This is a genomic window from Sinorhizobium arboris LMG 14919 (assembly GCF_000427465.1).
GTDB lineage: Bacteria > Pseudomonadota > Alphaproteobacteria > Rhizobiales > Rhizobiaceae > Sinorhizobium > Sinorhizobium arboris.
The window spans coordinates 2,511,659-2,523,754 of record NZ_ATYB01000014.1 but is presented as its reverse complement, the minus strand read 5'-3'; the positions used below and the strand labels follow the sequence as shown (position 1 = coordinate 2,523,754).

The window sequence follows — 12,096 nt, the reverse complement described above, 5'->3', positions numbered from 1 at the left end:
GCAATCCGACGTTTTCAAAGTGAATCAATGGGACAGTCCAGTCTCTCGTCACGACCCCCGCCAATCCGCCGAAGGCCGGATTATCGCAGCTCCACCCGTCTATCAGATGCGCCACGGCCGGTGAAGCACTTGAAGCACCCGCATGTCCGCCTACACCGGCTCCGAATTCAGGAACATGCAGCAGGGCGACGCTCCTGCCAAGGCAAAACCGCGCGTGACACGGTTAAGCAAGGGTGAACTTTCCACAAAAAGGCGCCGCTTTCGCGGCCTTCTTTCCAAAGCATTAACCATTTCGGTTTACGTCTCGTCAGGATTCGAAGCAATGCCTTGTCTCCATCGCAGATGGCATGTGCATCGAGCGAAGACGTACGGCGCTGCAGGCAGGACGTTCGGCGCCGCGTTCGGGGAGCGCCCATGCAGGCATTTCGCGCAAAGACCGCGGGCATCGACCTCATTCCACCGGAGCGCGCCTCGCGTTCCGGTGCCGCTCAGCCGAGGCGCCTCGACTATATCGATGTCGAATTCGAGACGGTTGCGCCGACGGCACGGCGTAGCCCCTATCCGGTGTTCAACGACAGGCGGGGGGCCGGCGCCCCACCGAAGGCCAGCGCCGCGGCCGCCCCGGGAATGCGGAGTGCAGCACGGCGGATCCTGGTCGCGGCCGGGACCAGGCTCGATGCGATGCCGCCCCGGCGCTTTGCCGGCCTGGCCGCCTTTCTCGGGCTTACGGTCTTCCTGCTGATCGCCGGTTTCGGAGAAGGACGCGCCGATATGCACCTGCTGCCGACGGAGGGCGGAAACATGCCGGACTTGACGATTTTACCTGCCGAAGACGGTGCTTCCCCCGCGGAATGTGCTCGTAGCGGCGACTGACTTCAATAGACATCGGCAGGGCCAGATCTGGAAAGCGGTTCGTAGGACAGCCCCCAATCCTCACCGGAAAACCACTCATCCGATGTTTTTGCTTTGCCCAAACGCAAACTTCTGATTCTGTCCGCTTGTTTTGTTTCGATGCTATCTTGCAGCTGCCTTAGGTATTTCTTTCTATTGTAATGGATAGCGGTCTCATCATGAGAACCCTCTCCCCAAACAAAGTAGCTGGGGCCCAGCGACGAGGCTTTGTAACCCGAAGGTTCTCGTTGCACGAGCAAACATATACCTTTGGCCGTCTTAGCTCTTTTGTTCTGTGATTGCTCCATAGGTACGCCCAGCGGAAATATTAGCCTGCCACCGACCTGAAGGTTCTCAATCCAAGACTTCGAAGGGCGAGAAGTAGCAAAGTTTACGTAAATTCGATCGACGGGATCTTGTGGCCAGACACTCCCGTCTCCCCAAGTAACCTTTATGTTTTCATTGTCGCGTAAATTTCTTTTGGCGCTATCAGCCAATTCATCATCAAACTCTACCGCTAGAATACGGCCTGTTTCTCCTGTTAACCTGGAGATGATAGACGTGTAATAGCCAGTGCCGCACCCAATGTGTGCGACGCTGTTTCCGCGTTTTATTTGCAGAGAATGCAGAGCCCAAGCGTGTAAAACTGGACTTCCGTTATTGACGTTCCTTTCCTGCTAAATGGAAAGAACACAATCTTGATACAGCACGGCCGGATCCGACGAAGGAATCTCGTAGTAGCCGTCATACCTTGCGAGAAACCAGGGGGGAGGTCCAAGGTAGCGCTCACGGCGCTCCGCCGCAAATGCGTGTTCCAGGTCTTCATCGGCAATCCTTGCAGCTGCCAGGATTTGTTTAGCATAGGCGCGTCTGATGACTGCCAGCTCATCGTTTGAAAAGCTCATTCAGACCTCGCAACGTAAACCGGGCCCATCGGCCGATTCTCCGAACATTTCCGATGGGGCCTCTGCGTAGTGCGTGTGCATGAGGGGGAGGTGTCTCGAAAGACGACTGCCAACTCGATGATTGGTTGAATTTCCGAATTCTAACTAAATCTGAAATATTCGTAGCTCGGCTGGTTTGCGCCAAGTTCGCGGACAGTTTACAAAAAATCAAACGCCGGCGGGACGCACCATAGGGCCATAGACTCTACCGACGCAGGCGGAAAAATGCCGGACATGGCTGTTTCCTTTGCCTAAGCCGGTGCTTCCGATCGCCGAATGTGCTAATCGCGGCTAAGAAGGGAGGCCGGTGTTCTTCCTTACGAATGGAGAAGCCCGCATGCCCGTCGTCCGCGGTAAGAATATCGACGTCCTCTACAGTGCCGAAACCATTGCGGCGCGCAACCGGGAAATGGCCGGCGACATCGTTCGCGGGCCACATAAGGATCTCCTGGTCATCTCGATCCTGAAGGGATCGTTCATCTTTGCGGCCGATCTGATCCGTGCCATGCACGCGGCAGGCCTTGCTCCGGAAGTCGAGTTCATCACGCTTTCGAGCTACGGAACCGGGACCGAATCCAAGGGCGTGAGGATCACCAAGGACATCGACAGCGACGTGCGCGATCGCGACGTGCTTCTCATCGACGATATTCTGGAGTCCGGCCGCACATTGCGCTTCGCCAAGGAGCTGCTTCTGGAGCGCGGTGCGCGAAACGTCACGATCGCCGTGCTGCTCGACAAGCGGGTGAAGCGCCGCGTCGATCTCGAAGCGGATTATGTCGGCTTCGAATGTCCTGATCATTTCGTGGTCGGCTACGGAATGGATGTCGCATACGCGTTCCGGGAACTGCCGTTCGTCGGGGTCGTGACCGGCGACGCAACATAACCGGTCGCACCATTTCTGCGCCTGAATGATTAAAATGCCGCCTATCGCGTTTACCGGAAACAAACGAAAACCTGTTTGTTTGGAAGACGTATCGCGGCCGCATGAGGCGGCCGAGGATACGGAGATCCAACGGAGCGTCCATGGCATCCAGTCGCCGCGCCGCTCCCCGCAGAAGAAATACCGGAGGCCATGATGGCGAAAATCCTGATCACCGAGGATGAAGATGGCTTGCGCTCGTTCGTCGCGCGCGCTTTGCGGCTCGATGGGCACGAAACGGTCGAAGCAGGGGATGGAGCCGATGGACTCGCCTGCCTTCGCGATCAGCCGTTCGACCTGCTGCTGTCCGATATCCGGATGCCCGTCATGGACGGCATCGAACTTGCGCATCAGGCGTCCGCCGCTTTTCCGGCATTGAAAATCCTGTTGATGACCGGGTACGCCGAGCAACGCGAGCGTGCCGACGACCTCTCCGGCAAGGTCGTCGACGTCATCGAGAAGCCGTTTTCACTGCCCGACATTCGCAAGGCCGTAGCGCTGGCGCTGGCCGCCTGACGCCGTTCACAGGGTAATGCGCTCCTTCGCCCCGCCTGCGGGAGGAGGCGGCCGGCAGGCCGGATGAGGGGCCGCGACGCGCGCAAGCGCCGAAGGCCATAAATCATCACCGCATGTCGAGCAGTCGCTCGAGATACTGCCGCTCCAGCTCGGGCGATAGGCTGTCGCCCAGCTTGCGCCGGATCTCTTCGAGGATTTGGCGGGCGCGCTGAGTATCGATCTCGTCCGGCACCTTCACCTGATTGCCGAAATCGGGTCCGGCGTTTTGCTGTCGGCGGCCGAGCGGGTCACGCCCGTTCTGGCCGTATTGCGGAATGCCCTGTCCGGGACCTTGCCCCTGTCCCTGAGCCTGCATCTGGTTCATCATGTCCTGCGCACCCTCGCGCAGCGCCTGCAGCGCTCTGCCCTGGCTGCCGACCGCCTGCTCGCCCTGGCCCTTCCCGAGAGCGCCGGCAGCACCTTCCATCTCGCGCTGCGCCTGGCCGAAGCCCTTGCCAGGCTTGATACCCAGGTTCTCGAGCCCCTTCTGCAGGTCACCGAGCTGCTTTCCAAGTGATTCCTGCTGCTCTCTCAATTGTTTGAGAGCCTCCTTCAATTGCTCGGCGGTCATTTCGTCCAGCGGGTTGGGTTGCCCGTTGGGGTCACCCTGCTGCCCGGGCTCCTGGGGCATGTCCTGCCCGAAGAGTTCCTCGTCCTCGCCATCGAGCGGATCGCCGCGCTGCATCCGGTCGCGCAGTGCCTGGTCGAGCTTGAAGGTTTCGTCCATCAACTGCTGCTGCTTCTGCATCAGCTCGCCTAGCTTGTCCATCTGCTGCCGCATGGCGTTGTTCTGCTCGCCCATCTGCTGCTGCATGCGTCCGGCCTGGAGATTATTCATCATTCTCTGCAGTTCGGAGAGCATCTGCCGCGCCTGATCGCGGGCGCCGGAGCGGGCCAGATTTTCGATCTGGTCCATCATCTTCTGCAGATCCTGCTGGCGCAGTACGTTGTTCATCTCGGGGTTGGCGGCGACAGCGGGATTCTTCGCAGCCTGCTCGGCGAGCGCCCGCATGTATTCCTGCATCGCCTGGCGAAGCTCGTCCATCAGGCGTGCGATTTCTTCGTCCGGGGCGTTGCGCTCGAGCGCGTCCGACAGTTTCTGCTGCGCGTCGCGCAGCCGCCGGTCAGCGAGCGACAGGTCGCCGTCCTCAATGCCGAGCGCAATTTCCCACAGATGGTCGGCGGCATCGCGCAGCATGTCGTCGTTACGGGCGAGCTGCATGCGTGTGCGTGCCGACTTCAGCAGCAGGAAGTGCGTGACATCCGGAATCGTCTCCTCGGGGTAAAGCGTCAGCGCGTCGTTGAGGTCGATCGCGCGCGGCAATTGATTGGTGTCCAGCGCGAAGACCTGCCGCTGCTCGGCGACGGCAGCCGCAAGGGGTTCGAAGAACCGGCGCGCCGGCAGAACGATCTCCTGCGGTACGCTTCGTCCCTCCTGGCCGGCTGCATCCCGTGTGACCAGCGTGATGCTCACGCGCTTGCCGGCAAGCGGATGCTCACTCAGATTGCGGCTCGTGGTGCCCTTTGCTTCGCGAGCATTGCGGCGCGGGAGGTCGAGGCGATATTCGGGTGGACCGTAGAGCGGATGAGCATTCTTTGCGGGCTCTTCGAGCGGCTTGATCTCGGCCCAGGCCTGCGCGACGCCGTAGTCGTCATGGGCCAGGTAGCTGATATCGAGCGCTGCATTGACGGTTGGACGCGGTGCACCGTCGAAAGCGATGCCGGGCACGCTGTCCGGCGTGATCTTGAAGCTCCAGCTCTGGCCGCCGACGGAGAGCGTTCCGTCCTTGGCGATCTTGTAAACGTGATTGCGTACCGCATTGGGTGAAGCCTGGGGCGCTTCAGGCTTTGGCGCTTCCGGCCTGGATGCCGCCTCTGCCTTGGCGTCCGACGGCGGGATTACCACCGGCTCGTCGTCTGCCGCGGCGTAACTGACCGTTTCGTCGGCCCCGGAGCCGGTTATCCGCACCGTAAGGTCGCTGAACTGCGGTATCGTGATCGGAGCTTGCTCCTGCAGATCTTCGGCCTGTCGATCCTTGCCCTGGATCGGGCCCGCTGCGTCCTGACGGCCCGTAAGAAAGATCGGTGCGCGGCCGGTATAGGCGGGCGGCGTCACCCATGCATCGATGCGGATGTCGGCAGCCGTGGCTTCCCGCTCGGGAAGCCGGAAGGCATCCGAAACCAGCCCGGCGCGGTTCGAATAGGAATAGGCGAAGGCAATGCAGGCAAGCAGGACGGGGACGGCCCTCAGCGCCCAGGGATCATGCCGAGCGATATCGGGACGCGGCAGACCCGCATCGAGTTCCCGGACCATACGCGCCATACGCGCCTGATGTTCGCGCCAGAGTGCGGCGCCGAATGCGCCCTCCGTCGCCGGCGCATCGTCCTGGACGCGGATCGCCTGATGCGGCAGCTGGTTGCGTTCTTCCAGCATCCTGTCCGCTTCGGGCGTTTCGGGCCAGCGGATTCGGGTCAGCGGCAGCAGGGCGAAGAACAACCCTGCGACGAAGGCGAGAAGAAGAGCGGCGTGCAGCCAGAACGGCGCAGCCCGGAAGAGGCCGAGCCAGCCGGCGGAGAGAAACAGAAGCACGAGCGAGGCGGGGAGGAGCGCCCGTGGCAGGAGTTTTTCGGCGAAAAGAACGAGGCGGGCAAGGAATCGCTTCGCTGCCAGCATTCTGGCGAACGACTGCGGTCTTGGCGTTTCATCCTGCCGGAATTGCGTCATCCGCCCAAACTTCCTTTCGATCCTTTGACCGCCGGCGGTCTAGGGTCAGGATAACATTGTTTGTGGCGAAGACGAGGGCGGCGCCGAAAAACAATATGTGATCGCCGTCGGCGTCCAAACCGGAACGCGCCGTTCGGCTCAACCGAGCCAGTCCGGCACCGAGTCCAGGCCGATCAGTTCGTCATAGTCCCGGCGCGGGCGGATCACGTGGAAACGATCGCCTTTGACGAGCACCTCCGGCACCAGCAGGCGGCTGTTATAAGTGCCTGACTGCACGGCACCATAAGCGCCCGCCGAGCCGATCGCGAAAAGATCGCCCGGCTTTGGCATCGCCATCTCCCGATCGAGTGCCAGATAGTCGCCGGTCTCGCAGACCGGGCCGACGATATCGGCCTTGATGCGCGGCGCGCTGGCGGCGGAAATCCTCACCGGCCGTATCTCGTGATAGGCTTCGTACAGCGTCGGACGAATGAGATCGTTCATCGCGCCATCGACGATGACGAAGGTCTTGTCGCCGCCGTCCTTCACATAGACCACTTCGGTCACGAGAATGCCGGCATTGCCGACGATCAGCCGGCCCGGTTCGGTGACGATCTTGCAGTCGAGCCCCTTGAGCTGGTTCTTGACGATATCGGCATAGGCGTCCGGGAGCGGCGGCGGGTTGTTGTCCTCCCGATAGGGGATACCGAGACCCCCGCCGATGTCGACGTGCTCGATGACATGTCCGTCGGAACGCAGCGTATCGACCAGCTCGCGCAACAGCTTGAACGCGTCGTCGAAGGGTTGCAGCTCGGTGATCTGACTGCCGATATGCATGTCGATCCCGGTCACTTCAATGCCGGGAAGCGTGGCGGCGTGGGCATAGATGCCGCGTGCCCGCTCCCAGGAAATGCCGAACTTGTTCTCTTTCTTGCCGGTCGAAATCTTCGCATGCGTGCGGGCATCCACATCGGGATTGATGCGGAAGGAAACTGGCGCCCTCTTGCCGGCGCGGACGGCTCTCTGGTTTAGGACCTCCAATTCCGGCTCGGATTCGACGTTGAAGCAATAGATGCCCGCCTCGAGAGCGAAATCCATCTCGCGCACGGTCTTGCCGACGCCGGAGAACATGATTCTGCTTGCCGGAATGCCGGCGGCAAGCGCGCGGCGCAGTTCGCCTTCGGATACGACATCCACGCCTGCCCCGAGGCGACCGAGCGTTTTCAGTACGGCCTGGTTCGAATTGGCCTTCATCGCGTAGCAGACCATGGCGTCCACATCGGCGAAGGCTTGCGAAAAGACCTTGTAATGGCGCTCCAGCGTGGCGGTGGAGTAACAGTAGAACGGCGTACCGACGGCGCGCGAGATCTCCGTCACGGGCACATCCTCGGCGTAAAGAATTCCGTCGCGGTATTGGAAGTGGTTCACGGTCTTTCCTAGGCCTCAGAGGAGGGGGTCAAGCAGAAATGGCCGGTCTTCGACCGTCTGCTTCGGTTCGTCTGTACCGGCGGGCGTTTTCGTATTGATCGCGGCGGTGGTCCCCGGTCGGTCGAGATCGCCCTTACGCCCGCAGCCGGCGAGAACAAGGCCCGGGATTGCCAGCAGAAGCACGAACCGGGCGGCCTTCCTGAATATCATCGTCATTTCCCTTCGCCGAAGCCGAGAGCCGATTGATCCTGGGAGTGCGGGTGGGGCAATAACGCGCTCCCCGTCCCACTCCGGTGCGATGTCTTATCGATTTTTCAGCCCCTTGTGCACCCTGTTTCTGCGCGGGGCAGGGCGGCCTCGCAGCGTTGATTGAATCGGTGAAGCGCTCCAATCGTTGAAACGACCACTTCCCCAAGCACAACGGTCATGCACTTACCAGAAACTGCTCTAGTTCACGATGATTTAGGTCCGGTCGACCTAAAGTCATGAACGTGATCGATTCTAACGGGTAGAGACGCGGAATGCGGGCGGCAAGCCGCACGCATTTTTCCTCGCCCCGCTCTAGTTGCGCGCCCGCCACCAGGCGATCTGCTTGCGGACTTCGGCAGGCGCGGTGCCGCCGAAACTGGTGCGGCTTGCGACGGAGGCCTCGACCGTCAGGACGTCGAAGACTTTGTCCGTTATCGCGGAATTGATCGTCTGCAGCTCGGCAAGCGAGAGGTCGGCGAGGTCGCATCTCTTCTGTTCCGCAAGCGCGACGACGCGGCCGGTTACATGGTGGGCGTCGCGGAAAGGGAGGCCTGCTTCGCGCACCAGCCAGTCCGCCAGATCGGTCGCCGTCGAATAGCCGGAGCCGGCGGCCGCCCTCATCCGGTCAGCGCGTACCGTCACGTCACGGATCATGCCGGTCATGGCGGCGATTGCGAGTTCGAGGCTCTCGGCCGCATCGAAGACCTGCTCCTTGTCTTCCTGCATGTCCTTGGAATAGGCAAGCGGCAGGCCCTTCATCACCGTCAAAAGGGCGATCAGAGAACCGTTGATGCGGCCGGTCTTGGCGCGCACCAGTTCGGCTGCATCCGGATTCTTCTTCTGCGGCATGATCGAAGAGCCGGTCGAGAAGGCGTCCGACAGGCGGATGAAGCCGAATTGCGGCGTCGACCAGATGACGATTTCCTCCGCCAGCCGCGACAGGTGCGTTGCCGCGATCGCCGCGATCGAGAGGAATTCCAGCGCGAAGTCGCGGTCGGAAACCGTGTCGATCGAGTTGCGCGTCGGTTCGCGGAAGCCGAGCGCCTTTGCGGTCATGTGCCGGTCGATCGGAAAGCCGGTGCCGGCAAGCGCGGCGGCGCCGATCGGGCTTTCGTCCAGGTGCTCGATCGCGTGGCGCACGCGTGCGCGGTCGCGGCCGAACATTTCCACATAAGCCATGCAGTGATGACCGAAGGTGACGGGCTGTGCCGTCTGCAGATGGGTGAAGCCGGGCATGACCGTGCCGGCATGCTCCTCGGCGCGGTCGAGAAAGGCCGAGATGAGGCCGGTCAGCGCTTCCTCGGTCTTGCGAAGCTCTTCTTTGACCCATAGGCGGAAATCGAGCGCGACCTGGTCGTTGCGCGAGCGCGCCGTATGCAGGCGCCCTGCGGCCGGGCCGATCAGCGTCGCCAGCCGCGCCTCGATGTTCATGTGGATGTCTTCGAGGCGGCGTGAGAATTCGAAGGTGCCGCTTTCGATCTCTGACAGGATCGTGTCGAGGCCGTGAACGATCTTGTCTTTGTCTTCGGCGGAAATGATGCCTTGATGGGCCAGCATCGTCGCATGCGCTATTGAGCCGCGGATGTCCTGGGCATAGAGCTTCTTGTCGAAGCCGATCGAGGCATTTATCTCCTCCATGATCGCGTCAGGACCCGAGGCGAAGCGACCGCCCCACATCTGGTTGGAGGATTTCGTCTCGGAACTGCCGTCAGCCATGAGGATGCCCGCCTTGGAGAATGAAATGCAAGACCAGAAGAAACGCCCTCCGGTCCTGAAATTGTTCGCGCTCGCCGCCCTTTTGGGCGTGATCGCCGGTGCGGCTGCGGTATACGTGAAGGAGACGGGGTCTGGCAATGGCAGCGTCACTGCGACGGCCGATGCGAGCTGCCCTCTGGCAGGTCAAAAAGTCGCTTCGCTCACCCCGCTGATGCGCGGTCAGGTCGCCGCGATGACGCCTGCGGCCAACGCACGCCCGATCGGCGGCCTCGATTTCGCAGGTCCCGACGGCAAGCCGTTGACGCTTGCCGCCTTTGCCGGCAAGACCGTTCTGGTCAATCTCTGGGCCACGTGGTGCGTGCCGTGCCGGGAGGAGATGCCGGCGCTCAACGCCCTGCAACAGGCGCTCGGCGGCGATCGTTTCGAGGTGGTCGCCATCAACATCGATACCGGCACCGACGACAAGCCGAAGGCGTTTCTCGACGAGGTTGGCGTTCATGCGCTCGGCTACTACCGCGATGCCTCGATGGGCGTCTTCAACACGCTGAAAAAAGAGGGGCTCGCCTTCGGCCTTCCCGCTACCTTGCTTCTCGACGAAAAGGGCTGCCTGTTGGGGTCGATGAACGGACCGGCCGTATGGGACAGCAATGACGCGAAGAGTCTCATCGAGGCGGCGATCGCGCCGCCTGCGGGCAGCTGAGGGATCGCCGCAGGAGCTCCGCCTGAAAAAGTCAGCGCGTCGGTACGGGCACCTCGCCCCGGTAGTCATAGAAACCACGGCCGGACTTGCGGCCGAGCCAGCCGGCCTCGACATATTTCACCAGCAGCGGACAGGGGCGATACTTCGAATCCGCCAGGCCGTCATGCAGCACCTGCATGATCGACAGACAGGTGTCGAGACCAATGAAATCGGCGAGCTGCAACGGGCCCATCGGGTGGTTGGCGCCGAGCTTCATGGCCGTGTCGATGGCATCGACGGTGCCGACACCTTCATAAAGCGTGTAGATCGCCTCGTTGATCATCGGCAGGAGGATGCGATTGACGATGAAGGCCGGAAAATCTTCGGCGACGGTGACGGTCTTGTCGAGATGCGCGACAAATTCCTTTGCCGCCTTGAAGGTCTCTTCCTCCGTGGCGATACCGCGTACGAGCTCCACAAGCTTCATGACCGGGACCGGGTTCATGAAGTGGATGCCCATGAAACGCTCGGGCCGATCGGTCGCGGAGGCCAGCCGGGTGATGGACAGAGACGATGTATTGGTCGCCAGGATCGCATCCGGTCTCATGACCGGGCAAACCTGGCCGTAAATCTTGCGCTTGACGGTTTCGTCTTCGGTGACCGCCTCGATGACGAGGTCGGCCTGCGCCAGGTCGTTGATATCGCCTGAGCCCTTGATCAGGGAGAGCGCCCGCTTGCGGTCCTCGTCGGTCATCTTGCCGGACGAGACCTGCCTCGCGAGATTGCCGTTGATGGTGGCAAGTCCTGCCTCGATGCGATCGGCAGCGATATCGTAGAGCTGAACCTTATATCCGGCGGCAGCCGAAACATGGGCAATGCCGCAGCCCATCTGTCCTGCGCCGATAATTCCCACCGTCTTGATCATTGAAGCGAACACCCATGTTCAACATGTTGCGGCAATGACGCTGCCGCAGATGCAAAGATACCGGGCCGGCAGCGCCGACCCGGTATGATTGTTAATGCCATGCCGGCGCTTTTTCCAGCTTTTTCGTGCCGGTGACCGCTGCCTCAAAGCGCCTTTTCGAGTTCCGGCAGGACTTCGAAGAGATCGGCGACGAGGCCGTAGTCGGCGACCTGGAAAATCGGCGCCTCCTCGTCCTTGTTGATGGCGACGATCACCTTCGAATCTTTCATGCCGGCAAGATGCTGGATGGCACCGGAAATGCCGCAGGCGATGTAGAGATCAGGCGCCACGACCTTGCCGGTCTGGCCGACCTGCCAGTCGTTCGGCGCATAGCCGGCATCGACGGCGGCGCGCGACGCGCCGACGGCGGCGCCGAGCTTGTCGGCGACCGGCAGGATGACTTCCTTGAACTTCTCCGAGGAGCCGAGCGCCCGGCCGCCGGAGATGATGATCTTCGCCGAGGTCAGTTCCGGCCGGTCCGAGGACGACAGCGCATCGGAAACATGGGCAGAGACGCCCGGGTCCGCCGCGGCGGCAACCGGCTCGATCGCGGCAGAGCCGCCCTCTTCGGCGGCGGCAAAGGAGGCAGTGCGCACGGTGATCACCTTTTTCGGCTCGCTCGTCTGCACCGTCTGGATGGCGTTGCCGGCATAGATCGGCCGCCGATAGGTGTCCGGCGAGACGACCTCGATGATCTCCGAGACCTGGGCGACGTCGAGAAGGGCGGCAACGCGCGGCATGACGTTCTTGCCGACCGACGTCGCGGCGGCAACGACGGTGTCGTAACTGCCGGCGAGCGAGACGATCAGCGCCGCCAGCGGCTCGGCCAGATTGTTGGCGAGCGACGCGTCCTCGGCGACCAGCACCTTGGCGACGCCCGAGAGCTTGGCGGCTTGCTCGGCGATCGCCTTGACGTTCGCACCGGCAACCAGCACATGCACATCGCCGCCGATCTTCGTTGCCGCCGTCAGCGCCTTCGCCGTCTGGTCGGAAAGGTGGCTGTTGTCGTGGTCAGCCAGAAGCAGAATGGCCATTTTGTATCTCCCT

11 protein-coding genes and 1 pseudogene are annotated in these 12,096 nt (G+C 61.8%); 4 read left to right on the top strand and 8 right to left on the bottom strand.

The annotated features are described in order from the left end of the window. The first annotated feature begins 414 nt into the window (after positions 1-414). Complete coding sequence (locus SINAR_RS0123545; protein ID WP_028001358.1) at positions 415-873, top strand: hypothetical protein; 459 nt, start codon at positions 415-417, stop codon at positions 871-873. A 2-nt stretch (positions 874-875) separates the two neighbouring features. Here SINAR_RS0123545 and SINAR_RS1000000135725 read toward each other — a convergent pair. Together SINAR_RS1000000135725 and SINAR_RS1000000134730 are read right to left on the bottom strand one after the other, a co-directional pair. Next, a pseudogene (locus SINAR_RS1000000135725) lies at positions 876-1,535 on the bottom strand (protein-L-isoaspartate O-methyltransferase family protein); the annotation flags it as partial. A gap of 33 nt (positions 1,536-1,568) precedes the next feature. After that, the gene (locus SINAR_RS1000000134730) at positions 1,569-1,796 is read right to left on the bottom strand and encodes a hypothetical protein (protein ID WP_028001357.1); all 228 of its coding nucleotides are present in this window, start codon (positions 1,794-1,796) and stop codon (positions 1,569-1,571) included. Between the two features lie 376 nt (positions 1,797-2,172). On the opposite strand from SINAR_RS1000000134730, the gene hpt reads away from it, so the two are divergent. Both hpt and SINAR_RS0123530 read left to right on the top strand, forming a co-directional pair. Next, positions 2,173-2,718, top strand: coding sequence for a hypoxanthine phosphoribosyltransferase (gene hpt, locus SINAR_RS0123535; RefSeq protein WP_028001356.1), 546 nt, complete (start codon positions 2,173-2,175; stop codon positions 2,716-2,718). A 192-nt stretch (positions 2,719-2,910) separates the two neighbouring features. Then, positions 2,911-3,270 (top strand): response regulator, encoded by a 360-nt coding sequence (locus tag SINAR_RS0123530; protein WP_026168803.1) that lies wholly within the window; start codon positions 2,911-2,913, stop codon positions 3,268-3,270. 106 nt (positions 3,271-3,376) lie between these two features. Here SINAR_RS0123530 and SINAR_RS0123525 read toward each other — a convergent pair whose 3' ends face one another. The 4 genes from SINAR_RS0123525 to argH all read right to left on the bottom strand — a co-directional run bounded on the left by SINAR_RS0123525 (position 3,377) and on the right by argH (position 9,406). Next, entirely contained in the window at positions 3,377-6,034 is a 2,658-nt protein-coding gene (locus tag SINAR_RS0123525) for a TIGR02302 family protein (RefSeq protein ID WP_028001355.1), read from the bottom strand. Between the two features lie 138 nt (positions 6,035-6,172). Then, positions 6,173-7,441, bottom strand: a complete 1,269-nt coding sequence (gene lysA / locus SINAR_RS0123520; protein ID WP_028001354.1) for a diaminopimelate decarboxylase — start codon at positions 7,439-7,441, stop codon at positions 6,173-6,175. A 15-nt stretch (positions 7,442-7,456) separates the two neighbouring features. Next, positions 7,457-7,657 carry an LPS translocon maturation chaperone LptM gene (lptM, locus tag SINAR_RS0123515; protein ID WP_084617608.1) on the bottom strand — a complete coding sequence of 67 codons (201 nt, stop codon included), beginning with the start codon at positions 7,655-7,657 and terminating at the stop codon, positions 7,457-7,459. 345 nt (positions 7,658-8,002) lie between these two features. Continuing rightward, complete coding sequence (argH, locus tag SINAR_RS0123510) at positions 8,003-9,406, bottom strand: argininosuccinate lyase (protein WP_028001352.1); 1,404 nt, start codon at positions 9,404-9,406, stop codon at positions 8,003-8,005. 25 nt (positions 9,407-9,431) lie between these two features. On the opposite strand from argH, the gene tlpA reads away from it, so the two are divergent. Beyond that, entirely contained in the window at positions 9,432-10,106 is a 675-nt protein-coding gene (gene tlpA, locus SINAR_RS0123505) for a thiol:disulfide interchange protein TlpA (protein WP_028001351.1), read from the top strand. A 31-nt stretch (positions 10,107-10,137) separates the two neighbouring features. Here the strand turns inward: tlpA and SINAR_RS0123500 are convergent, their stop codons facing one another. Together SINAR_RS0123500 and SINAR_RS0123495 are read right to left on the bottom strand one after the other, a co-directional pair. Beyond that, positions 10,138-11,010 carry a 3-hydroxybutyryl-CoA dehydrogenase gene (locus SINAR_RS0123500; RefSeq protein WP_028001350.1) on the bottom strand — a complete coding sequence of 291 codons (873 nt, stop codon included), beginning with the start codon at positions 11,008-11,010 and terminating at the stop codon, positions 10,138-10,140. A gap of 143 nt (positions 11,011-11,153) precedes the next feature. Beyond that, positions 11,154-12,083 carry an electron transfer flavoprotein subunit alpha/FixB family protein gene (locus SINAR_RS0123495; protein ID WP_028001349.1) on the bottom strand — a complete coding sequence of 310 codons (930 nt, stop codon included), beginning with the start codon at positions 12,081-12,083 and terminating at the stop codon, positions 11,154-11,156. Positions 12,084-12,096 lie beyond the last annotated feature (13 nt).

Excerpts from the sequence above, each read along its gene's own strand:
- SINAR_RS0123530 (WP_026168803.1), top strand. The coding sequence starts at position 2,911 with ATGGCGAAAATCCTGATCACCGAGGATGAAGATGGCTTGCGCTCGTTC.
- SINAR_RS0123545 (WP_028001358.1), top strand. The coding sequence starts at position 415 with ATGCAGGCATTTCGCGCAAAGACCGCGGGCATCGACCTCATTCCACCG.
- hpt (WP_028001356.1), top strand. The coding sequence starts at position 2,173 with ATGCCCGTCGTCCGCGGTAAGAATATCGACGTCCTCTACAGTGCCGAA.
- SINAR_RS0123500 (WP_028001350.1), bottom strand. The coding sequence starts at position 11,010 with ATGATCAAGACGGTGGGAATTATCGGCGCAGGACAGATGGGCTGCGGC.
- SINAR_RS0123495 (WP_028001349.1), bottom strand. The coding sequence starts at position 12,083 with ATGGCCATTCTGCTTCTGGCTGACCACGACAACAGCCACCTTTCCGAC.
- tlpA (WP_028001351.1), top strand. The coding sequence starts at position 9,432 with ATGCAAGACCAGAAGAAACGCCCTCCGGTCCTGAAATTGTTCGCGCTC.
- SINAR_RS1000000134730 (WP_028001357.1), bottom strand. The coding sequence starts at position 1,796 with ATGAGCTTTTCAAACGATGAGCTGGCAGTCATCAGACGCGCCTATGCT.
- argH (WP_028001352.1), bottom strand. The coding sequence starts at position 9,406 with ATGGCTGACGGCAGTTCCGAGACGAAATCCTCCAACCAGATGTGGGGC.
- lptM (WP_084617608.1), bottom strand. The coding sequence starts at position 7,657 with ATGACGATGATATTCAGGAAGGCCGCCCGGTTCGTGCTTCTGCTGGCA.
- SINAR_RS0123525 (WP_028001355.1), bottom strand. The coding sequence starts at position 6,034 with ATGACGCAATTCCGGCAGGATGAAACGCCAAGACCGCAGTCGTTCGCC.